This window comes from Acidovorax sp. YS12, from assembly GCA_021496925.1.
GTDB lineage: Bacteria > Pseudomonadota > Gammaproteobacteria > Burkholderiales > Burkholderiaceae_C > Paenacidovorax.
The window spans coordinates 2077987-2099982 of record CP053915.1 but is presented as its reverse complement, the minus strand read 5'-3'; the positions used below and the strand labels follow the sequence as shown (position 1 = coordinate 2099982).

Annotated in this window: 23 protein-coding genes; 13 read left to right on the top strand and 10 right to left on the bottom strand. The window is 70.6% G+C overall.

The annotated features are described in order from the left end of the window. Positions 1-46 precede the first annotated feature (46 nt). The 3 genes from YS110_09575 to gpmA all read right to left on the bottom strand — a co-directional run bounded on the left by YS110_09575 (position 47) and on the right by gpmA (position 3144). Positions 47-802, bottom strand: a complete 756-nt coding sequence (locus YS110_09575) for a HesA/MoeB/ThiF family protein (protein ID UJB64978.1) — start codon at positions 800-802, stop codon at positions 47-49. Positions 803-870: 68 nt separating this feature from the next. Then, positions 871-2319 (bottom strand): S41 family peptidase, encoded by a 1449-nt coding sequence (locus tag YS110_09570; GenBank protein ID UJB64977.1) that lies wholly within the window; start codon positions 2317-2319, stop codon positions 871-873. An 81-nt stretch (positions 2320-2400) separates the two neighbouring features. Then, positions 2401-3144, bottom strand: a complete 744-nt coding sequence (gpmA, locus tag YS110_09565) for a 2,3-diphosphoglycerate-dependent phosphoglycerate mutase (GenBank protein ID UJB64976.1) — start codon at positions 3142-3144, stop codon at positions 2401-2403. A gap of 71 nt (positions 3145-3215) precedes the next feature. Between gpmA and YS110_09560 the strand changes: the two genes are divergently transcribed. The 5 genes from YS110_09560 to YS110_09540 all read left to right on the top strand — a co-directional run bounded on the left by YS110_09560 (position 3216) and on the right by YS110_09540 (position 6203). Next, the gene (locus YS110_09560) at positions 3216-3623 is read left to right on the top strand and encodes a rhodanese-like domain-containing protein (protein ID UJB64975.1); all 408 of its coding nucleotides are present in this window, start codon (positions 3216-3218) and stop codon (positions 3621-3623) included. A gap of 3 nt (positions 3624-3626) precedes the next feature. After that, a complete protein-coding gene (gene grxC, locus YS110_09555; GenBank protein UJB64974.1) occupies positions 3627-3884 on the top strand; it encodes a glutaredoxin 3 in 258 nt (85 codons plus the stop codon). A 260-nt stretch (positions 3885-4144) separates the two neighbouring features. Continuing rightward, positions 4145-4600, top strand: coding sequence for a protein-export chaperone SecB (gene secB, locus YS110_09550; GenBank protein ID UJB64973.1), 456 nt, complete (start codon positions 4145-4147; stop codon positions 4598-4600). Between the two features lie 69 nt (positions 4601-4669). Next, positions 4670-5671 carry an NAD(P)-dependent glycerol-3-phosphate dehydrogenase gene (locus YS110_09545; GenBank protein ID UJB64972.1) on the top strand — a complete coding sequence of 334 codons (1002 nt, stop codon included), beginning with the start codon at positions 4670-4672 and terminating at the stop codon, positions 5669-5671. 49 nt (positions 5672-5720) lie between these two features. After that, entirely contained in the window at positions 5721-6203 is a 483-nt protein-coding gene (locus YS110_09540; GenBank protein UJB64971.1) for a cupin domain-containing protein, read from the top strand. A gap of 268 nt (positions 6204-6471) precedes the next feature. On the opposite strand, the gene YS110_09535 is transcribed toward YS110_09540, so the two are convergent. Then, positions 6472-7155 carry a TetR/AcrR family transcriptional regulator gene (locus tag YS110_09535; GenBank protein ID UJB64970.1) on the bottom strand — a complete coding sequence of 228 codons (684 nt, stop codon included), beginning with the start codon at positions 7153-7155 and terminating at the stop codon, positions 6472-6474. A 145-nt stretch (positions 7156-7300) separates the two neighbouring features. On the opposite strand from YS110_09535, the gene YS110_09530 reads away from it, so the two are divergent. Genes YS110_09530 through YS110_09505 form a run of 6 tightly spaced genes read left to right on the top strand, consistent with a single transcriptional unit; the run spans position 7301 to position 13258 of the window. Next, on the top strand, positions 7301-7675 hold the full coding sequence (locus tag YS110_09530; protein ID UJB64969.1) for a cytochrome c5 family protein: 375 nt from the start codon (positions 7301-7303) through the stop codon (positions 7673-7675). Between the two features lie 47 nt (positions 7676-7722). Next, positions 7723-9168, top strand: coding sequence for an FAD-binding protein (locus tag YS110_09525; GenBank protein ID UJB64968.1), 1446 nt, complete (start codon positions 7723-7725; stop codon positions 9166-9168). Further along, the gene (locus tag YS110_09520; protein UJB64967.1) at positions 9165-10448 is read left to right on the top strand and encodes an alanine racemase; all 1284 of its coding nucleotides are present in this window, start codon (positions 9165-9167) and stop codon (positions 10446-10448) included. Before YS110_09525 ends, YS110_09520 begins: the two co-directional genes overlap by 4 nt. A gap of 49 nt (positions 10449-10497) precedes the next feature. Beyond that, on the top strand, positions 10498-10917 hold the full coding sequence (locus YS110_09515; protein UJB64966.1) for a DUF2147 domain-containing protein: 420 nt from the start codon (positions 10498-10500) through the stop codon (positions 10915-10917). 20 nt (positions 10918-10937) lie between these two features. Further along, positions 10938-11828: a hypothetical protein gene (locus tag YS110_09510; GenBank protein ID UJB64965.1), complete on the top strand. Its 891-nt coding sequence runs from the start codon at positions 10938-10940 to the stop codon at positions 11826-11828. 2 nt (positions 11829-11830) lie between these two features. Next, positions 11831-13258 (top strand): coniferyl aldehyde dehydrogenase, encoded by a 1428-nt coding sequence (locus tag YS110_09505; protein UJB64964.1) that lies wholly within the window; start codon positions 11831-11833, stop codon positions 13256-13258. Positions 13259-14063: 805 nt separating this feature from the next. Here YS110_09505 and YS110_09500 read toward each other — a convergent pair. The 4 genes from YS110_09500 to YS110_09485 form a co-directional block, all read right to left on the bottom strand. After that, positions 14064-14915, bottom strand: coding sequence for a pantoate--beta-alanine ligase (locus tag YS110_09500; protein UJB64963.1), 852 nt, complete (start codon positions 14913-14915; stop codon positions 14064-14066). Between the two features lie 8 nt (positions 14916-14923). After that, positions 14924-15805 (bottom strand): 3-methyl-2-oxobutanoate hydroxymethyltransferase, encoded by an 882-nt coding sequence (gene panB, locus YS110_09495; protein UJB64962.1) that lies wholly within the window; start codon positions 15803-15805, stop codon positions 14924-14926. A 192-nt stretch (positions 15806-15997) separates the two neighbouring features. Next, the gene (locus YS110_09490) at positions 15998-17590 is read right to left on the bottom strand and encodes a hypothetical protein (GenBank protein UJB64961.1); all 1593 of its coding nucleotides are present in this window, start codon (positions 17588-17590) and stop codon (positions 15998-16000) included. 170 nt (positions 17591-17760) lie between these two features. Next, positions 17761-18960 (bottom strand): ABC transporter ATP-binding protein, encoded by a 1200-nt coding sequence (locus tag YS110_09485; protein UJB64960.1) that lies wholly within the window; start codon positions 18958-18960, stop codon positions 17761-17763. Between the two features lie 126 nt (positions 18961-19086). Here YS110_09485 and YS110_09480 point away from each other — a divergent pair, with 126 nt between their 5' ends. Next, complete coding sequence (locus YS110_09480; protein UJB64959.1) at positions 19087-19932, top strand: carboxylating nicotinate-nucleotide diphosphorylase; 846 nt, start codon at positions 19087-19089, stop codon at positions 19930-19932. A gap of 9 nt (positions 19933-19941) precedes the next feature. After that, complete coding sequence (nadA, locus tag YS110_09475; protein UJB64958.1) at positions 19942-21069, top strand: quinolinate synthase NadA; 1128 nt, start codon at positions 19942-19944, stop codon at positions 21067-21069. 80 nt (positions 21070-21149) lie between these two features. On the opposite strand, the gene YS110_09470 is transcribed toward nadA, so the two are convergent. Continuing rightward, entirely contained in the window at positions 21150-21413 is a 264-nt protein-coding gene (locus tag YS110_09470) for a type II toxin-antitoxin system prevent-host-death family antitoxin (GenBank protein UJB64957.1), read from the bottom strand. Next, positions 21368-21985 carry a hypothetical protein gene (locus YS110_09465; GenBank protein ID UJB64956.1) on the bottom strand — a complete coding sequence of 206 codons (618 nt, stop codon included), beginning with the start codon at positions 21983-21985 and terminating at the stop codon, positions 21368-21370. Before YS110_09465 ends, YS110_09470 begins: the two co-directional genes overlap by 46 nt. Positions 21986-21996: the final 11 nt, after the last annotated feature.

The window sequence follows — 21996 nt, the reverse complement described above, 5'->3', positions numbered from 1 at the left end:
GCCGCGGGGCTGCCAGCGGTGGTACGCCGCTGGTGTAGGTACTGTCCTACGTGGCGGATGTGCCGCACACCGGGCAGCCGGCATGGCGCTGGCTGCGCAGGGTGTTCCATTCCATGCTGCGGCCGTCGAGCATCAGCAGCCGCCCGGCGACGGACTGGCCCACGCCGGCCACCAGCTTGAGCGCCTCGGCCGCCTGCATGGCACCGATGATGCCGACCATGGGGGCGAATACGCCCATGGTGGCGCATTGCACTTCCTCGAAGGCCGCGTCGGGCGGGAACAGGCAGGCGTAGCAGGGCGACTGCGCGTCGCGCGGGTCCACTACCGTGAGCTGCCCGTCGAAGCGGATGGCCGCGCCCGCCACCAGCGGCACGCGGTGGCGCACACAGGCGGCGTTGATGGCGTGGCGCGTGGCGTAGTTGTCGGTGCAGTCCAGCACCACCGTGGCGCCGGGCACCAGGCGGTCGAGCAGGGCGGTGTCCGCACGCGCCTGCACGGCATCGACCTGTACGCCTGGGTTGATGGCATGCACTGCCTCGGCCGCCGAGGCCACCTTGGGCTGGCCCACGCGCGCCGTGGTGTGCGCGATCTGGCGCTGCAGGTTGGTCAGGTCCACCGCGTCGTCGTCCACCAGCGTGAGGCGTCCCACGCCCGCGGCGCCGAGCAGCAGCGCCACGGGCGAGCCCAGGCCGCCCGCGCCGATCACCAGCGCGTGGGCCGCCAGGATGCGCTCCTGCCCCTCGATGCCGATCTCATCGAGCAGGATGTGGCGCGAGTAGCGCAGCAGTTGGTCGTCGTTCATGGCGTGGCTGAATGGAAAAAGGCCGGGCTGCAAGGCCCGGCCCCGGGGAAAGAACGCAGGAGGATGGCTCAGTCCTCTTTCTTCTCGTCCTTCTTCTCTTCCTTGCGCTCGGTCAGGGTCTTGCTGACCAGCACGGCCTGGCCCTTGAGCTTGTTCAGCGCCTGGGTGAGCTGGAAGTCCTTTTCCGAACCCAGCTCGGGCAGCTTGCGCTCCGACGGGTTCTTCTTGGTCTCTTCCTCCAGGCGCTTGCGCGCTTCCTCGCGGGCTTTTTCGCGGGCTTCGTCCTTCTGTTCCTCGCCCTGGCCGTTGCCCAGGTGCTTGTCCAGGTCGGCCTCGCGCATGCGCAGCGCGGCGTACAGGTCGCCCTCGGCGGTTTCGTCCACCATCACGTCGGGCACGATGCCCTTGGCCTGGATGGAGCGGCCATTGGGCGTGTAGTAGCGCGCCGTGGTGATCTTGATGCCGGTGTCCGGCCCCAGCGGGCGCACCGTCTGCACCGAGCCCTTGCCGAAGGTCTGGCTGCCCATCAGCGTCGCGCGCTTGTGGTCCTGCAGCGCGCCGGCCACGATTTCGCTGGCCGAGGCCGAGCCCTCGTTGACCAGCACCACCAGCGGCACGGTCTTGATGGCGGCAGGCAGGCGCTTGAGCGGGTCGCCCTGGCCGCGGCGGGCGTAGAACTCGGGCGAGGCCTTGTAGGTAGCCTTGCTGTCGGCGAGCTGGCCGTTGGTGGAGACCACCGTGACGTTCTCGGGCAGGAAGGCGGCCGAGATGGCCACGGCGGCGTCGAGCAGGCCGCCCGGGTCGTTGCGCAGGTCGAGCACCAGGCCCTTGAGGCGCGGCTCCTGCTTGTAGACCTCCTCGACCTTGCGCACGAAGTCGTCCACCGTGCGTTCCTGGAACTGCGACAGGCGGATCCAGGCGTAGCCGGGCTCGATCACCTTGCCCTTGACCGACTGCGTCTTGATTTCCTCGCGCGTGATCGTCACCGGGAAGGTGCGGTTCTCGTCCTTGCGGAAGATGGTCAGCGTCACCTTGGTGTTGGGCTCGCCGCGCATGCGCTTGACGGAGTCGTTGAGCGACAGGCCGCGCACGGCGGTGTCGTCGATCTTGGTGATCAGGTCGCCGGTCTTGAGGCCGGCGCGGTAGGCGGGCGAGCCTTCGATGGGCGAGACGATCTTGATGAGCCCGTCTTCCTGCGTGATCTCGATGCCCACGCCGACGAAGCGGCCCGTCGTGCCCTCGCGGAATTCCTTGAACGACTTCTTGTCGAAGTACTGCGAGTGCGGATCCAGGCTCGACACCATGCCCGAGATGGCATCGGTGATGAGCTTCTTGTCGTCCACCGGCTCCACGTAATCGGTCTTGATGAGGCCGAACACGGCGGAGAGCTGCTGGATTTCCTCCAGCGGCAGCGGCGTCATGGCGCCGCGCGCCACGGTCTGCAAAGACACCGTGGTCAGCGCCCCGGCGACCACGCCGATCGACACCCACCCTGCAATTTTCAGTTTCTGGCCCATACGCTTACCTTGCTCGCCCGTAGCGGTTCAATATACCTCTTGGAAGGGGCGCGCCCTTCCGGGTTCCCTTGGTTGAGTTCCCTATGCCTTGCCTTGCGAGGCCACGGCGGCAGCGGCCTTGGCGGCGGCCTCGGCGTCGCCCAGGTAGTAGTGGCGAATGGGCTTGAGGTCGTCGTCCAGCTCGTACACCAGCGGGATGCCGTTGGGGATGTTCACGCCCACGATGGCGTCGTCGGCAATGCCGTCCAGGTACTTCACCAGCGCGCGGATGGAGTTGCCGTGCGCCGCGATCACCACGCGCTGGCCGCTGCGGATCGAAGGGGCGATGGTGTCGTTCCAGAACGGGATGACGCGCGCCACCGTGTCCTTGAGGCACTCGGTCAGCGGAATCTGCGCGGGCGCCAGGCCAGCGTAGCGGCGGTCGCCGCGCTCGCTGCGCGGATCGGTGGGCTCCAGGGCCGGCGGGGGCGTGTCGTAGCTGCGGCGCCACACCAGCACCTGCTCGTCGCCGTACTGCTTGGCCATGTCGGCCTTGTTCAGGCCCTGCAGGCCGCCGTAGTGGCGCTCGTTCAGGCGCCAGCTCTTGACCACCGGCAGCCAGGTGCGGTCCATCTCGTCCAGCGCGTACCACAGCGTGTGGATGGCGCGCTTGAGCACGCTGGTGTAGGCCAGATCGAACTCGTAGCCCTCGGCCTTGAGCAGCTTGCCCGCCGACATGGCCTGCGAGACGCCGGTGGGCGTCAGATCCACGTCGGTCCAGCCGGTGAAGCGGTTTTCGAGGTTCCAGGTGGATTCGCCGTGGCGGATCAGGACGAGCTTGTGCATGGATTCCCTAGGAAGAGCTGGTCAAAACCCGACATTCTAGAATTGCGGGGTTTCGCATCCCAAGGATTGACGTGAATTTCATCATCGAGAACTGGTATCTCATCCTTCTGGCCCTGGTTTCGGGCGGCATGCTGCTGGCACCCGTGCTGATGGGCGGCGGCCCGGGCGGGCTGACGGCCGCCAACGCGGTGCAGCTCATCAACCGCGAGAAGGCCGTGGTCATCGACGTGTGCGGCCCCGAGGAATACGCCGCAGGCCACGTCGGCGGCGCCAAGAACGTGCCGCTGGCACAGCTCGAAGAGCGCCTGCCCAGCGTGGTCAAGAACAAGGCCGTGCCCGTGGTCATGGTGTGCGCGCGCGGCGTGCGCGCGCAGCGTGCCGTGGCCGTGGCCAAGAAGCTGGGCTACGACAACGCCCAGGCCCTGTCGGGCGGCCTGGCCGCCTGGCGCGAAGCCAACCTGCCCGTGGAGAAAGGCTGACCCATGCCCACCGTGAAGATGTACACCACCGCCGTGTGCCCCTACTGCATCCGCGCCAAGCAACTGCTCAAGGCCAAGGGCGTGGAGCAGATTGAGGAGATCCGCGTCGATACCGACCCGGCGCAGCGCCAGCACATGATGGAGACCACCGGCCGGCGCACCGTGCCGCAGATCTTCATTGGCGACACCCACGTCGGCGGCCACGACGACCTCGTGGCGCTCGACGCGCGCGGCGGCCTGGCGCCCTTGCTGCAGGGCTGAGAACGTGTGAACGAATCCGCCATGCCCGCTCATCACGCCAAAACACGCCCCCTCTGCGTTGTAAATGCGCGCCATAGCCCGCGCTATGGCTGTGCTTTGCGCCTTGATGGGCCGCGTTTTGGCGCGCTGCTCGGCCACGCCGGATTCATTCACACGTTCTGATGGGGGCGGCATGCATAATGCATGCCGCGAAGTGCCCGCTGCGGGAGCCTCTCCCCGGCGGGCTTTGTTTTATTCCAACGTAGTTGCAAGACCCAACCATGGCCGACCAAGAAAACCCCGTGTTCCAGATCCAGCGCGTGTACCTGAAGGATCTGTCCCTGGAGCAGCCGAACTCGCCCGCCATCCTGCTGGAGCAGGCGCAGCCGAGCGTGGACATCCAGCTCGGCGTGGAAGCCACTCCCGTGGCCGAGGGCATTTTCGAAGTCTGCGTACTGGCCACGGTGCAGACCAAGATCGAGGACAAGACCGTGTTCCTGGTCGAGGCCAAGCAGGCCGGCATCTTCGAGATCCGCAACATCCCCGAGGAGCAGATGGGTGCCATCATCGGCGTGGCCTGCCCGCAGATCGTCTACCCCTACCTGCGCGGCAACGTGGCCGACACCATCACGCGCGCCGGCTTCCCGCCCGTGCACCTGGCCGAAATCAACTTCCAGGCCATGTACGAGCAGCAGCAGGCCGCCCAGGCCGAAGCCGCCAACGCCACGGCGCAGTAAGCCTGCGCGCTATCGCGGGTTTGGGCATGCTTTAGTGCTCCAGCCTGTACCAGAAAAGCGCTGCCAGCTATGAAAATAGTAGTCATTGGCGCAGGCGCATGGGGCACGGCCATGGCCATGAGCGCCGCCGCCCACCCCGCCGGGCACACCGTGGCCCTGTGGGCGCGCGACGCCGCCCAGGCCACCGCCATGCAGGCCGCGCGCGAGAACGCGCGCTACCTCGCGGGCGTGCCCTTCCCCGCGTCCCTGCGCATCGCCAGCGGCGGCTTGGCCGCGCTGCTCGGCGACGCCGAACTTGTCGTGCTGGGCACGCCCATGGCTGCGCTGCGCACGCTGCTGGCCGAGGTGCGCGACTGCCGGGTGCCCGTGGCCTGGCTGTGCAAGGGCTTCGAGGCCCAGGCCGAGGGCCAGCCCTGGGGCCTGCTGGCGCACGAAATCCGCGCCCAGGTGGCGCCGCAACTGCGCGCCGGGGTGCTCAGCGGGCCGAGCTTCGCGCTCGAAGTGGCGCGCGGCCAGCCCACGGCCCTGGTCGCGGCCAGCGAGCACGCCGAGGTGCGCCAGTTGCTGGTGCAGGCCTTCCACAGTCCGCACCTGCGCGTCTATGCCAATGACGACATCGCTGGCGTCGAAGTGGGTGGCGCGGTGAAGAACGTGCTGGCCATTGCCACCGGCCTGTGCGACGGGCTGCAGCTGGGCCTGAACGCGCGTGCCGCCCTCATCACGCGCGGCTTGGCCGAGATGACGCGCCTGGGCCTGGCGCTGGGCGCGCGTGCCGACACCTTCATGGGCCTGTCCGGCCTGGGCGACCTGGTGCTGACGGCCACGGGCGACCTGTCGCGCAACCGCCGCGTGGGCCTGCTGCTGGCCCAGGGCCACACGTTGGCGCAGGCCGTCGAATCGCTGGGCCACGTGGCCGAGGGCGTCTATTGCGCACGCACCGTGGTGGCGCGTGCGCGCGGGCTGGGGGTGGAAATGCCGCTGGCCGAGACCGTGGTGGAACTGCTCGACGGCCGCCTGCAGGCGCCGGCCGCGCTGCAGCGCCTGATGGCGCGCGATCCGCGCGGGGAATAGGGCTCGGCGTCCCTAGAATCCAGGGCTTTCAACCCCGAGAAAGCCTCCCATGCCGCGCCTTTCCTCCCCTCCGACCGCCACCCTGGCCCTGCTGCTGGCCTGCGCTGCCGCGCTGGGCGGCTGCGCCACGGCCCCCGCGCCGCAGGCGCAGGACGTCACCACCATCAACGGCCAGCCCGTGCCGGGCCGCATGGCGCGGCTGGTGGACGCGGCGACCATGCTCGACACCATCGACGTCAACGGCCAGCGCATCGTGGTGGAAAAAGGCGTCCGCAAGGCCGGCACGCGCGTCGGCATCCACGTGCATGAATACGGCGGCCATACCTGCGTGCTCACGGGCGAAATCACCGGCTTCATGGAAGGCCATGCGCCGCACAAGTGGCCCGCGGGCACGTGCTACTACATGCCGCCGAACGTGCTCATGGCCGCGGCCAACCTGGGCAGCGAGGACGTGGTGCTCATCGACACCTTCATCCTCCCGCCGGGCAAGCCCACCATCACCATCCGCGAGCCCGGTTTCCCGGCGCGCTGAAGTGAAACACCCCCTGAGTCACCTTCGGCGCCTTCCCCCTCTCTCACGCTGCGCGTGGGAGGGGGACGCAGCCAGCGGCCTGGCAAAGCCAGCTCCGCGGCTGCCTGGCCTGGGCCACGCCGGTTTCATGGGCTGCGGGTGGCGCGCCAGCGCCATGGAAAACTGATACGGCCAAGGTACTTCTGTTTTGATAGCTGACAGCGCTTGCTGGAAAAGCGCTGGAGGCCATTTCCACTGGGCGTCTGGCGTTTGGCGCCCATGCCTCCGATCAACGGCTGCGGCCCTGCACCCCCGCCGCGAAGATGTCTACCATGCGGTCGATGTGCTGCTCCAGCGGCAGGCGCGCGAACCACGGGTCGTCGCCCAGCGTGATGCGCAGCGAGGTCACGCCGTGCAGCGCCTCCCACACCAGTTGGGCCGTGGTGTCGATGTCGGCCTGCACGGGCGGCGGGCCGCCCGCCTCGCGCAGCAGGCCATCGGCCAGCGTGCGCGCCAGGGCGTAGGCGTCCTCGCTCGGGTTGCCGAATTCGATCGATGAATCCTCCACCGGCGAGGCGGGCCGGGCTTCCATGAACATCAGCCGGTAGGCCTGCGGGTGCGCCACGCCGAAGGCAGCGTACGCGCGCGCCACCTGGCGCAGCGCGTCGCGCGCGTCGCTGGCCTGCGCCAGCGCCTGCTGCAGGTGGCGCGAGAAGCGCTTGAGGTCGTCGTCCACGGCCTGCGCGATCAGCGCCGCCTTGTCGGGAAAGAGCGCGTACACCACCGTGGTGGAGACCCCCACCAGATCGGCCACGGTGCGCATCGTCACCGCCTGCGCGCCGCCCTTGCGCAGCAGCTTGCGCGCGGCGGCCAGCAGGTCGCGCCGGCGCGCCTGCAGTTCCTTGTCGCGGCGGCGCGCGCGCGGCGCGGCGGGAGGGGCCTTGTCCGGCGCGGGCGGGGGAGGTCGTGTCATGCCGCCGATTGTGCAATGCGTTTTCTCAGTGCGCGCGAATACCCCTGGATATGCGGCCTGCCAAGCGAGCAAACACGCAGGTGGAAACCCTGTTTAAAAACAATGTTTTTTTTAAGATCATTGTTCTTAACAAATCCGCCGTGCCATGTTCCCTGCTGTTCCACTCCCTGTGTTCCCTGCGCGCCGCTGCGCGCTCGCCTTGCTGGCCCTGGCGCTGGCCGCCTGCGGCGCGCCCGAAACCCCTGGCGCCGCCGAGGAGGCCCGTGCCGCGCAGATGCGTCCGCACGATGCGGCCCTGGCCGAGAAGTACGAGCGCTCGTGCATGGTCTGCCACGCGCAGAGCGCGGCCCAGGCGCCGCTGACGGGCTTCGCGCCCGCCTGGCAGCCGCGTCTGAAGCAGGGCATGGACACCCTGGTGCGCCATGCCGAACAGGGCCTGGGCGGCATGCCGCCGCGCGGCCAGTGCGCCGACTGCACGGCAGATGAACTGCGCGCGCTGATCCAGTTCATGGCCTCGTGATTCCTTCCGCCCGCTCTTCGCTTTTCACTCTTCTTCCGCTGCTTCCCATGACCCACCCTCTCGATTCCCTGCGTGCGCGCCGCGCGCTGCTGCGCGCAGGCGCTGGCGCCGCCCTGGGCACAGCCCTGCTGCCCGGCCTGGCACGCGCCCAGGCGGCTTCCAAGGCGTCCGCACCCGCCCCCTCCACTGCGCCAGCCGCCGCGCCGCAGACTCCGCCCGCGCGCTGGCAGAACTGGTCGGGCCTGCAGCAATGCCAGCCCCGGCGCCGCTTCGTGCCCGCCGATGAGGCCGAACTGGCCCAGGCCGTGCGCGACGCGCCCGCCGGCACCGCGCTGCGCTGCGTGGGCGCGGGCCACTCGTTCGTGCCGCTGGTGCCGACCGACCAGTGGCTGGTGTCGCTCGACCGCCTCTCGGGCGTGGCGCGCGGGCCCGCAGAGGGCACGGCCCTGGTCCAGGGCGGCACGCGCCTGGCCGTGGCCTCGCGCCAGCTCGACGCGCTGGGCCTGGCGCTGCCCAACCTGCCCGACATCGACGTGCAGAGCTACGCCGGGGCCATCAGCACCGGCACGCACGGCACGGGGCGCGAGCTGCCCGCGCTGCACGCCGAGGTGCAGGCGCTGCGCCTGGTCACGGCGCGCGGCGATGTCCTCGAATGCAGCGCGGCGAAGAACCCCGCGCTGCTGGCGGCGGCGCGCGTGTCGCTGGGCAGCCTGGGCGTCATCACCCAGGCCCAGGTGCGCGTGGTGCCGGCCTACGACCTGCACCGCCGCGTGTGGCTGGAGCCCGCCATGCAACTGCTGGAGCGCGCGCCCGAGCTGGCGCGCAAGCACCGCAACTTCGAGTTCTACTACCTGCCTTTCACCGGCTACGCGGCGGGCATTACGCACGACGTGGACACCAGCGGCACGGTGCTCACCGCCCAGGCGGCGGACGAGGACATCCTGCGCGACCTGCGCCGCCTGCGCGACTGGCTGGGCTTCTCGCCCGCGCTACGGCGCAAGGTGGCGGGCTGGCTGATCGACCCGCACCAAACCGAGGACGCGCGCAACCGCGCCTGGCGCCTGCTGGCCACGCAGCGGCCCACGCGCTTCAACGAGTCCGAATACCACGTGCCCGCCGAGGCGGGCGTAGCCTGCGTGAAGGAGGTCATCGCCGCGCTGGAAAAGCGCAACGAGGTCTTCTTCCCGCTCGAATTCCGCTACGTCGCCGCCGACGACGCCTGGCTCAGCCCCTTCCACCAGCGCGCGAGCTGCTCCATTGCCGTGCACGCGGCGGCGGACGAGGCGCACGGTTACCTGCTCAGCGAGATCGGCCCCATCTTCCGCCGCCACGGCGGCCGCCCGCACTGGGGCAAGCTGCACGATCAGGGCGCGGCGGAGCTGGCCGCGCTGTACCCGCGCTTCAAGGACTTCCTGGCGCTGCGCCAGGAGCTGGATCCGCAGGGGCGCTTTCTGAATCCGCACCTGCGCCAACTGTTCGGGGTGGCGGCATGAAGCGCCGCCTGCTGCTGGCTGGAATCGGCGCTGGCGCTGCCGCGCTGGCGCTGCGCCCCGGCGTGAGCGGCGCGCCACACGGGGCCTATTTCAGCGCCCTGGCGCGCGCCCTGCGTCGCTCCGACCGTGCCACCGACGCCACGACTCCCGTGCTGGTGATCGACCGCGACCGCCTGCACGCCAATCTGCGCCAGGTGCTGGTGCTGAAGGCGCAGGGCATGCCGCTGCGCGTGGTGGCCAAGTCGCTGCCTTCGCTGCCGCTGCTGGAGCAGATCACGCGCGAGGCCGGGACAACGCGGCAGATGGTCTTCAACCTGCCTTACCTGCTGCGCCTGGCCGCCGACATGCCCAGCCACGACCTGCTGCTGGGCAAGCCCCTGCCGGTGGGCGCGGCGCAGGCGTTCTACCAGCAGCATGTGCGCGGCGCGTTCGACCCGGGCCGCCAGCTGCAATGGCTGGTCGACACACCCGCGCGCCTGGCCGAATACCGCCAGCTGGCGCGCGCGCTGGGCCAGCCGCTGCGCGTCAACCTGGAGATCGACGTAGGCCTGCACCGGGGCGGCTTCGCCAGCGCCGAGGCCCTGGGCGCGGCCCTGGGGCTGCTGCGCGAGGAGCCGCTGCTGCAGTTCAGCGGCATGATGGGCTACGACCCGCACGTCAGCGCCATCCCCGACCTGCCCGGCGCGCGCAGCCGCGCCGAAGCGCACGCCAAAAAGGTCTACACGGACTACAAGGCGCAGGCCCTGGCCGCGCTGCCCCCGCTTCAGGCCCAGGCCGATGCGCTGACCTGGAATGCCGCCGGCTCCCCCACTTTCCACTTGCATGACGGCCGTGGCGCGGCCAATGAGGTCAGCATCGGCTCGGCCTTCGTCAAGCCCACCGAATTCGACCTGCCGCACCTGGCCGGGTGCGAGGGCGCCTGCTTCATCGCCACGCCCGTGCTCAAGAGCGGCGCCTTCGAGCTGCCCATGGGGGTCGAGTGGCTGGGCGGGCTCGCCAAGGCGTGGGACCGCAACCAGCGCCATGGCGTGTTCCTGTACGGCGGCCAGTGGCGTGCCGACCCGGTGTCGCCCGAGGGCCTGGCCACCAGCGGCCTGTACGGGCAGTCGCCCAACCAGCAGGTTCTGGTCGGCTCGGGCCTGCAGAACCTCGCGCCCGGCGACACGGTGTTCCTGCGCCCGCACAAGAGCGAGGCGCTGCTGCAGCAGTTCGGCGACATCGTCGTCGTCGCGGGCGGCGAGGTGGTCGAGCACTGGCCCGTGCTGCAGCCCATGCCCTGAATCCGTTCCCCCAACCTTTCCATATACCAATACACAACAAGGAGACACCATGCGATATCCCCTCACCCTGGCGGCTTGCCTGGCCGCGTACGTGGCCCTGCCCACACACGCGGCCACCGCAAAGGACGCCCACGGCACCTGGCTCAGCGCCGACCAGGCCGCCATCATCGAATTCAAGGAATGCGCCGACGCGCCTGGCGCGCTGTGCGGCCAGATCGTCTGGGACAAGGACGCGGGCACGCCGGCCGACGCCTGCGGCGTGCGCATCGCCAAGCTCAAGCGCTGGGACGGCGAGGCCTGGCGCGACGGCTGGGTGCATGACCCGCGCAGCAAGAAGAACTACAAGGGCGTGCTGCGCGCCCAGGGCGCCATGCTGGCCCTGCGCGCCTACGTCGGCGTCGAGGTGCTGGGCGAGACCGAGGAAATGACCCGCACCGCCGCACCCGCCCAGCCCTGCGCGCCCCGCTGACCCGCCCCGAGGAGACCCCCATGAAAAGCACCCAGCACCTGCTGGTCCTGGCCGCGCTCGCGGGCGCCTGCGCCCTGGCCCATGCCCAGGCCCCCGCCGCCGACGAGCCCGAGATCGCCAGCTACAGCATCGACACCACGCTCAAGCTCTCCAGCGACCGCAAGACGCGCGGCGTCTCCGACACCTTCGGCCGGCCCGGCGCGGAGCTGACGGTGGAGTTTGCGCACGAGTCCGGCCTGATCGGCCAGTTCCAGCTCGGCAGCGTCAGCCGCGTGAACTACCCCGAAAGCAACCGCCTCAACCCCATGCTGGCCCTGGGATGGCGCGGCGGCGATCCCAGCGCGCTGCACTATGGCGTGGCCGCCGCGCGCGAATGGTTCCCCCGGGCCAGGGTGCGCGGCGCGCCCACCGGCTTCGATGAAAACTTCGAGCCCACCGGCGTGGCCGACACCAGCTTTCACACCAGCTACCTCGTGGGCGAGCTGGGCTGGGGCTACCTCACCGCGCGCTACCTGCACGTGGTGAGCCGGGACTTCCGCGGGGCCAACACCTCCACCATCTGCCCCAGCTACCTGGCCAGCGACATGGCGGCGGCGCTGGACTGCTACGGCCAGGGCATGCGCCACAGCCGGGGCACGCAGTTGCTCGACCTCGACCTGGCCTACCCGCTCAACGGCAGCACCAAGCTCATCGGCCACCTGGGCTGGCAGAAGGTGCGCAACTTCCGCGGCATGGACACGATGGACTACCGGCTGGGGCTGGAGCACACGCGCTGGGGCGTCGTCTTCGGCGCCGAGGTGGCCGGCGCCAAGGTGCGCGACCGCGCGCCCTTCGTCGCCGTGGACGAGGGCGGCACCGCCCGGCGCATGGACACCACCAAGCTCATCCTCAGCATCGCCAAGCGCTTCTGACCATGAACGCCAATACCCACGACATCCACGACATCCACGGCACCCTCGTGCCGCTGTTCGAGACCCTGCGCGCCGCCAGCCGCGCCCAGCCCGCATGGGACTGGCCCGCACGCGCCCGGCGCCTGCGCGCGCTGCGCGCCCTGCTGCTGCGCGAGCGTGACGCGATCTGCGCGGCCATCGCCGCCGACTTCGGCCAGCGCCCGCGCCAGGAGACCGAGCTGGCCGAGCTGTTCCCCGTGATCTCGGGCATCGACCACGCACTGGCCCACGGCCCGCGCTGGATGCGCCCGCGCCGCCGCGCCACCGGCCTGTGGCTGAAGCCCGGGCGCAGCCGCCTGCTGCCGCAGCCGCTGGGCGTGGTCGGCATCGTCGCGCCGTGGAACTACCCGCTCATGCTCAGCGCGGGGCCGCTGACCGGCGCGCTGGCGGCGGGCAACCGCGCGCTGCTCAAGACGTCAGAGCACGCGCCCGCCTTCGGCGCGCTGCTGGCGCGGCTGCTGGCCGAAACCTTCCCCGCCGACGAGGTGCGCGTGGTCGGGGGCGACGCCGAAGCCGCCCAGGCGTTCGTCGCGCTGCCCTTCGACCACCTGGTCTTCACCGGCTCCACCGCCGTGGGCCACGCGGTCATGCGCGCGGCCAGCGCCCACCTCACGCCGCTGACGCTGGAGCTGGGCGGCAAATCGCCCGTGGTCATCGGCCCCGGCGCGGACCTGGCGCACGCCGCCGAGCGCGTGCTGGTGGGCAAGCTGCTCAACGCCGGGCAAACCTGCATCGCGCCCGACTACGTGCTGCTGCCCGCCGGGCAGGAGGCCGCCTTCGCGCGCGCCGCCCAGGCCGTGGCCCGGCGCCTGTACCCGGACCTGGCGCACAACCGCGACTACACCCGCATCATCAACGCGCGCCAGTACCTGCGCCTGGCCGACTGGCTGGCCGAGGCCGAGGCGGCGGGCGTGCAGGCGCTGCCCCTGGCCGACGCGCCGGACGACCCCGGCCTGCGCCGCATGACGCCGCGCATCCTGCTCAACCCCGCGCCAGCGCTGGCGGTGATGCAGCACGAAATCTTCGGCCCGCTGCTGCCCGTGCTGGGCTACCGCAGCCTGGACGAAGCGATCGACTTCATCAACGCCCGCCCGCGTCCCCTGGCGCTGTACGTGTTCGAGCGCGGCCAGGCCGCCATCGACCAGGTGCTGGCGCGCACGCGCAGCGGCGGCGTGACGCTGAACGACACGCTGCTGCACGTGGCGCAGGACGATCTGCCCTTCGGCGGCGTGGGCGCCAGCGGCATGGGCGCGTACCACGGCGAGGACGGCTTTCGCAGCTTCTCGCACTACCGGCCGGTGTTCGCGCAGTCGCGCCTGGCGGGCATCGGCCTGATGAAGCCGCCTTATGGCGCGGCCTTCGACAGGCTGATGCGGTGGATGGTGCGGTAGTTGGATTCGATGGGGGAATCGGGGGTTTTTCCTTGTCTGGCTTGCGCGGGTAGCTCTCTTTTTTGATCTTTTGCTGGGGGTTTCAGGGGAGAGGCCGGGACTCGCCCCGGCGGGCGAGGTACTTTCTTGCCGCGCGGCAAGAAAGTACCCAAAGAAACGCGCCCCGCAGTCTGCGACCCCCACGCTGCGCGTGGGGGCACACCTGGGGCGAGACGCTGGCGGAGTGCGCTGCGGAACTCGCTGCGCGCCTGCGGCGCTTCGCTCAAACAACCGCAGCGAGTCAGTTCACGAAGCATGCGCGACTTCGCGCATGCCACCCCGCCAGCGCCTCGCTCCAGGCGCAGCCTGAAAGGGGGTGGAGACGACACGGGCCATCGCTGCGCTCGGCCCCCAACACGCAGGCGCTGCGCGCCGCGCGCGCCAGGCCGAGCGTAGCGATGGCCCGTGTCGTCTCCACCCCCCTTCTGGCCGTACCGAGGAGCGCAGGGCGTGGGGCGGGCGCGTGTGCCGAAGGACACACGCGCTTCGTGAACTGACTTGCCGCGTCTGTTTGAGCGAAGTGCGCAGCGCGCAGTGAGTTACGCGGCACCGCCCCGCGCCCGAGCACCGCAGGCTGCCCCGGAGCGAAGCGCAGGGGATACGGACAGCAGGGGCGTGCTTCTTTTGCTTCCTTTTCTTGCACGCGCAAGAAAAGGGAGTCGCCCGCCGGGGCGAGTCCCGGCCCCGGGAAGCAAACTCCCAGCAAAAGATCAAAAAAGAGAGCTACCCGCGCAAGCCAGATAAGCGCTCCCCCCCGAAATGCACATCAAAACTCCAGGTTGTCGATCAGCCGCGTCCCCCCCAGCCGCGCCGCGCCCAGCGCCACGAGCTGGCCCGGCTGCGCGGCCCCGGCGGGCGGTTGCAGGTCGGCGCGCTGGCGCACGGTGAGGTAGTCGGGCTGCCAGCCCTGCGCGCGCAGGCGCTCCAGGGCCTGGGCCTCCAGCGCGGGCAGGCTGGCGCCGGGTTGCAGCGCCGCGTCGGCCAGCGCGCGCAGCGCCTGGCTCAGCTGCACGGCCTGGACGCGCTCGGTGTCGCCCAGGTAGCCGTTGCGCGAACTCAGCGCCAGGCCGTCGGCGGCGCGGCAGGTGTCGCCGGCCACGATGTCGATGGGCAGCGCGAACTGCTCCACCATGCGGCGGATCACCAGCAGCTGCTGGTAGTCCTTGCGCCCGAACACGGCCGTGCCCGGGCCGCCGCTGAACACGCAGGCCAGCAGCTTCATCACCACGGTGCACACGCCGGTGAAGAAGCCGGGGCGGAAGTGCCCCTCCAGCAGGTCGGCCAGTTGCGGGTCGGGCTGCACCTTGAAGGTCTGCGGCTGCGGGTACAGGTCTTTTTCCGACGGCGCGAACAGCACGTCGCAGCCCGCGGCGCGCAGCTTGTCGGCGTCGGCCTGCAGGGTGCGCGGGTAGCTGTCGAAGTCCTCGTGCGGCAGGAACTGCAGCCGGTTGACGAAGATGCTGGCCACCATGACGCGGCCCAGCGGCTTGGCCTGGCGCACCAGGGCCAGGTGGCCGTCGTGCAGGTTGCCCATGGTGGGCACGAAGGCGGGGTGGCCCGCGCCAGGGTGGGCGGCCAGGGCGGCGCGCAGGTCGGTGATGGTGTGGACGATTTGCATGGCTGGATTCACCAGGCGTGGAGCTGGTTGTCGGGAAAGCTGCCGTTCTTCACGGCCTGCACGTAGGCCTGCATGGCACCCTTGACGCTGCCCGCGTCCTGCATGAAGTTGTGCACGAAGCGCGGCATTTTGCCCAGGTTCATGCCCAGCATGTCGTGCAGCACCAGCACCTGCCCGGCGGTGCCGCTGCCCGCGCCGATGCCGATGGTGTGGCAGTGCGCCAGCTCGGCCGTGAGCGTGCCGGCCAGCAGCGCGGGCACCATCTCCAGCACCAGCATGCTGGCGCCGGCGGCCTGCAGCTCCAGCGCGTGGCGGCGCAGTTCGGCGGCGGCCACGTCGTCCTTGGCCTGCACGCGGTAGCCGCCCAGGGCGTGCACGGTCTGCGGCGTCAGGCCCAGGTGGGCGCATACGGGAATGCCGCGCTCGACCAGGAAGCGCACGGTGGGCGCGGTCCAGCCGCCGCCTTCGAGCTTGACCATGTGCGCGCCGGCCTGCATGAGCTGGCAGGCGCTGCGCAGCGCCTGCTCGGGCGACTCGTGGTAGCTGCCGTAGGGCAGGTCGGCCACCAGCCAGGCCGTGCCCTGCACGCGGTGCAGGCCGCGCGCCACGCTGGCGGTGTGGTAGGCCATGGTCTCCAGCGACACGCCCACGGTGCTGGGCAGGCCCTGGCAGACCATGCCGAGCGAGTCGCCCACCAGGATGCACTCCACGCCCGCCGCGTCGGCCACGGCGGCGAAGGTGGCGTCGTAGGCGGTGAGCATGGCGATCTTCTCGCCCGCCGCGCGCATCTGCGCCAGGCGCGGCAGGCTGATGGGGCGGCGCTGGGGTAGCGGCGAGGCGGGGGGCAGGGTGCCGTAGGGCGTGCCCGGGGTGGCGGCGGGGCTGGTCATGGTGCGCTCCGGTCGGGGGTTGTGGAATTGGGGGCGAGTCTATGCCAGATGCGGCGGCGGGCCGAAACACCCTGGCAACTGGGTGTTGCTATGGTTTTGATAGCTGCTGGCGCTTGCTGTCTTTCGTTTATGGGACAAAACCATGCTGGAGTGACCGCACGGCAAGCGCAAGCAGCTCCTTTTTCAGGAGCATCAACGCTCCGGCAGGGCGCGCCAGCGGCGCCCCAGCGGCGAGATCGCGGCGACCAGCACGGCGGTGCTGGCGGCCAGGGCGGGCGCGCCCAGCAGCAGCGCGAGCCAGTATTTCGCGCTCCCGGGGCCGGCAGGCAGGGCCTGGGCGGCCTGGTGCCACAGGCTGGCGAAGCCGGGCAGCGCCAGCGCCATGCCCAGCCCGAGCAGCGTGGAGCCGCCCCAGGGCCGGCGCAGCAGCACGATGCGCACCCCGGCCAGGGCCAGCAGCGCGGCGGGCACGAGCGGCAGGGTGACGCTGTCGGCCAGGCCCAGCATGCCCAGCAGCACCAGCAGGGGGGCGGACAGCGTCAGGCCCGCGCACAGGGCGGCGATCTGGCGCAGCGACAGCAGCCGCGCGGCGACCAGCGCCAGCGCCACGAAGAAGCCGGCGCTGGCGGCGTTGAGCAGGCGGGCGTGCAGGCTGCGCCGCGTGGCATCGGAGGTTTTCGCGCCTTGCAGGTGGTGCTCCACGAGGCTGGGCAGGGCCGTGCCGTGGCGCGGGTGCGTCCACCGCGCGAAGCGCGGCGGGGTGTGGCTGCGGTAGCTTGCCATGGTCTCGCGCAGGTTCTCGCTCCACTGCGCGGGGGTGCGTGCCAGGTCGCTGGGAAAGCAGGCGCGCGGGTCGTGCGAGTCGGTGTCCTGGCATTCGCGCACCAGCCGGGCGCGCTCCGGGGGCGGCGGGGGCGCGGGGTTGCGGGCCTTGTAGGCCTGCCATTCTCGGGCCAGGGGCGACTGCAGGGCCGCCTGGTACGCGCCGATGAGCGCCTGGGCCTGCTCCTGCGCGGGCTGCGCGGCGGTGTAGCCCCAGGCGCCCAGGGCGGCGCCGTACTGCGCCAGTTGCGCGCCGATGGCCTCGGCGTCGCCCTGCGCCAGCCAGCGCAGGGCCTGCTGCGGATCGGCGGTGCAGCCCGGGCCGGCTGCCCGGGTGGCTTGGCACGGCGCATCTTCGGCGTCTTCATCGCCCTCACCGTCCTCATCGTCCTGCGCCGGCCGCACGGCTTGCGGGATGGCTGGGGTGGTTTGCGCGGCATCCGCCCATTCGGCCAGCCGGGCGGCGTTGCCGGGCGCCAGCAGCAGCTCCCACAGGCGCACGTAGCGCGCGGCCTGCTGCTGCGCGACGATGTCGTGGCCTTGCCACAGGCGCTGCACGCGCTGGCTGTAGGCCGTGCCCAGCAGCAGCCCGGGGGCCAGCAGCAGGCCGAAGAACAGGGCGCCCCACAGGTACTCCTGCCACAGGCCCAGGCGCGATGCCGGCGCGTATTCGCGCCAGCGGTTGTGGATGCGCACGCGCCACAGCCACCACAGCGCCAGGCCGAAGGCGACGATCCAGGCGATGACAGTGCCCGCCTCCAGCGCCTGCTGCTCGGGCGTGCGCCAGCGCGCCACCTCGCTGGCGCTGCTGCCCAGCCAGCGCGCGGGCTGGCCCATCCAGCCGATCCAGCCGCCAAACATCAGCAGGCACCACAGCAGCGCCAGCGGAAGGTACCAGTGCAGGCGCAGTTGCCACAGCAGCGGGCAGCGCATCAGAAACCAGCGGTCCCAGGCAGCGGTCATATCAAGTCTCCATAACGTGATGCGCTACCTACGGCGCATGAAACTGGCGCGGCCCCAGCGTGGGCAGCCGCGCAAGGGCCGCCCCGCAGCGAGGGCTGCGTCCCCCTGCCCGCAGCGCACAGCGCTGCGAGAGCGGGGGGAAGCCGCGCAGCGGCCCAGGGGGGTGCTCATCATTTGACGAAGAGGCGGCGGGTGGAGGCGGTGATGTCGCGGAAATAGCCCAGCGGCATTTCGGCATCGACGGCGGCGCGCAGGAAACCGGCGGCGCTGGTGGCGCCGTGGAAGCTCACGATGTGCGTCTGGCCGTTGACCTGGTGCGTGTGCGCGGGCAACTGGCCGAGCCACGCGGCGAGCGCGGGCACGGGCCAGGCGGTCTCGAACTCGACGGCGCAGCCGCCCATCTGCGCGAAGCGATCCTGCACGCTGCGCGGCTGGCCCCGGTCGAGGAACAGCACGGCGTCGGCCACCTTCTCCACCTCGTAGAGCTGCTGCGAACTGAGCACCAGCGCCATGGGCCGCCAGGGCGAGCGCGCGAGCGACTGCAGGTCGGTCAGCAGCGTCTGCTGCGCGTTGATGTCGAGGTTGGCCAGCGGCTCGTCCAGCAGCAGCACGCGCGGCTGGGTGAGCAGCGCGCGTGCCAGCTCGAAGCGCATCTTGTAGCCCGAGGACAACTGCTTCCACGCGTGGCCGCGAAAGGCGCGCAGCGACAGCCGCGCGATCACCAGTTCCACCAGGCAATGGTTGGCCTCGCCCGCCACGCCGTGGCTGCGCGCGGCGAACTGCAGGTGGTCCATGAGCCGCCCGCCCCAGGGGTGCGGGCGCTGCGGAATGTAGGCCAGCCGCGCGCGCAGCGCGTACGGGTCGTGCGCCGGCGTGCCCCAGTCGAGCTGGCCGGCGTCGGGCGCCAGGTCGGCCGCGAGCAGGCGCAGCAGCGTGGTCTTGCCGTTGCCGTTCTCGCCCACCAGGCCGAGGATGCGGCCGGGCGCCACGTCCACGTCCACCGGGCCGAGCGTGAAGCCGCCGCTGCGGTAGCGCTTCACCAACTGCGTGCCCTGCACCCGCCAGGCCTGCCCGGCCGGCGCGTCTGGTGCGTGTGCGTGCGCGCCATGCGCCGCGCTGGCGGCATGGGCGGCGTGGGCAGCCTCCAAGGCGGCCAGGGTGGCGCGCAGCAGGCTGGCGCGCTGTGCGGCCGGGGCCTGCGTGGGCAGGGCGTCCCAGGCGTCGAGGCGCGCCAGCACCGCCTGCTGCGCCGCCAGCGCCGCGGGCAGGGCGGCGTCGAGCAGCGCGCACCAGGCGCCGTGCCATTGCCCCGCGGCGATGGCGTGTTCTGCGGCCTGCGCCCATGGCGGCGCAACCGTGGCTTGTTCCATGCGGATTCCTCCCTGTGGCCCCGTCCTTCCTGGCAGGCTGGCGGCCGGGCTTTATAGCATTCGCCCCTGTTGGCATGGCGATGCCGCTATGCTTGGCGCCCCATGAACAAGGACTGTGACACCCCGATGACTCCCGAAGCCCTGGTGGCGCTGGCGCGCGAGGACGTGCGCCGCGCCCTGCAAGAAGACGTGGGCCCTGGCGACCTGACCGCCGCCCTGGTGCCCGCGCAGCGCCGCGCGCGCGCGCGCATCCTGGCGCGCGAGGACGCCGTGATCTGCGGCGCGCCCTGGGCCGAGGCCGCGCTGCGCGCGCTCGACCCCGGCGTGCAGCTCGCCTGGCAGGTGGCCGAGGGCCAGCGCTGCGCGCCCGGCCAGGTGGTGCTGGAGATCGAAGGCAGCGCGCGCGCGCTGCTCAGCGCCGAGCGCACGGCGCTGAACTTCCTGCAACTGCTGTCGGCCGTGGCCACCAAGACGCGCACCTACGTGGACGCAGTGGCGGGCACGCGCGCGCGCATCGTCGATACGCGCAAGACCCTGCCCGGCCTGCGCCTGGCGCAGAAGTACGCGGTGCGCGTGGGTGGCGGCACCAACCACCGCATCGGCCTGCACGACGCCGTGCTCATCAAGGAGAACCACATCGCCGCCGCGGGCGGCGTGACGGCGGTGCTGCAGGCGGCGCAGGCCGTAGCCGCGCAGGCCGCGTTCATCGAGATCGAGGTGGAAACGCTGGAGCAACTGGCCGAGGCGCTGGCGGCGGGCGCCACGATGGTGCTGCTGGACAACATGCCCCTGCCCATGCTGCGCGAAGCGGTGCGCATCAACGCCGGCCGGGCGATCCTGGAAATCTCGGGCGGCGTGACGCTCGACGGCCTGCGCGCGCTGGCCGAAACCGGCGTGGACCGCATCTCCATCGGCACGCTGACCAAGGACGTGAAGGCCACCGATTTCTCGATGCGCCTGCAAGATATCTAGAAGCACACCATGACCCCCACGATTGCCCTCAAGGAAGTGGAGTACGAGCAGCCCCTGGCGGATGCGGAAGGCGCCGTCTGCTCCACGAAGCACGCCTGGGCGCGCGTGCCGCCCGAGCCCTCGCAGGCGGAGCGCGCCGAACTCAAGGCCCGCATCCGCCGCCTGCTCAAGGAAAAGAACGCGGTGATGGTCTCGCACTACTACGTGCACCCGGACCTGCAGGATCTGGCCGAGGAAACCGGCGGCATCGTCAGCGACTCGCTGGAGATGGCCCGCTTCGGCCGCGACCATGGCGCGCAGACGCTGGTGGTGAGCGGCGTGCGCTTCATGGGCGAAACGGCGAAAATTCTGAGCCCGGAAAAAACCGTGCTCATGCCCGACCTGGACGCCACCTGCTCGCTTGACCTCGGCTGCCCCGTCGAAGAGTTTTCAGCCTTCTGCGACCAGCACCCGGATCGCACCGTGGTCGTCTATGCCAACACGAGCGCGGCGGTGAAGGCGCGCGCCGACTGGCTCGTCACGTCGAGCTGCGCCCTCGACATCGTCAGCGCCCTGAAGAACGCGGGCCACAAGATCCTGTGGGCGCCGGACCGCCACCTGGGCGCCTACATCCAGCGCGAAACCGGCGCCGACATGGTGTTCTGGAACGGCGCCTGCATCGTGCACGACGAATTCAAGGCCTACGAGCTGGAGGCGCTCAAGCAGGAGCACCCCCACGCCAAGGTGCTCGTCCACCCCGAAAGCCCCGCCGAAGTCGTGGCCCTGGCCGACGCCGTGGGCTCCACCAGCGCCATCCTCAAGGCGGCGCGTGAGATGGATGCGCAGGAATTCATCGTCGCCACCGACAACGGCATGATGCACAAGCTGCGCACGCTCAACCCCGGCAAGACCTTCTACGAAGCCCCCACCGCTGGCAACAGCGCCACCTGCAAGAGCTGCGCCCACTGCCCCTGGATGGCGATGAACGGCCTGGCCGACGTGGCGCGGGTGCTGGAGACGGGGGCGAACGCCATCCACGTCGATCCGGCCCTGATCCCGCGTGCGCGCCAGCCCATCGACCGCATGCTGGCGTTCACGGCGGCGCTCAGGAACGGGCAGGCGCCGGGGGCGCTGGTGCCGAATATCGGGGCGGTGTGATGGAGATGCTTCGGATTTGATAGCTGCTGGCGCTTGGTGGACGGGCGCTGGTGGCTTATTTGGCTCCAAAGAGCCCTTCGTCACAACAGTTCCACGTCCTGCACAGGCGCGGCCACGGATGGAGCCAAGACAAACTCCACATCCCGGCAGGGCGAGGCTTGCAGCACATCGACCAGCGCCTGGCCCGTGCGCCCCCCTTGCAGCCGCCGGAAATTCTCCGCCGCGATCACGACGACTTCATCCCGCCCATGCACGGTCACATGCTGCGGCCCGTCGCTGCGCACGCGCGAAGCCTCGCTCACGCCGGTTGCAATACAAACCCCTCGGCAGCCTGCCCAGGCCATAGCTCGTAGTCGACCAGTTTGCCCTCGATGCCGCCGTTCTTGGGGCTGTGGGGAATCCCCAAGGCGCGGGCCGCTGCAATGCTGATTTCGCCAATGCGCGCGCTCGGCCCCTTGTCCGCCACCACGCAATCCACGGTGCGGCCCTTGTAGGTCACGCGCGCCTTGCAACCGCGCACCACACCAACGGTTTCCTTGACGATGAGGGGCGGCACCACCACATAGGGAACGGTCTCCGCATCCACATAGGCTGCCGGGTCGTCCGCCGACATGCCCGGGTGCCTGTACCACGTCTTCGAGGCAATCAACCCGCCCGCAAACACCCTGGGCTGGCCGTCCGGCCCCAGGATGGCAATGGCGGAATCTCCGGTGCGCACCACACGCCCGGCCACCAGCCGCATGCCGCCGTTGGCGAGGTGATCAGTGCCCGTGTCCGTGTCGTTGTAGGCGACGGGCTGCCCGTTTTGGCCATTGGCACCGTCTGCGTCGATGGATGCGCCGGATCGATACCAGACGCGGCCATCGTCGTCTTCGTTGATCTGTACGCCGCTGATGAATCCTATGGTATTTGACATGATTGACCTGC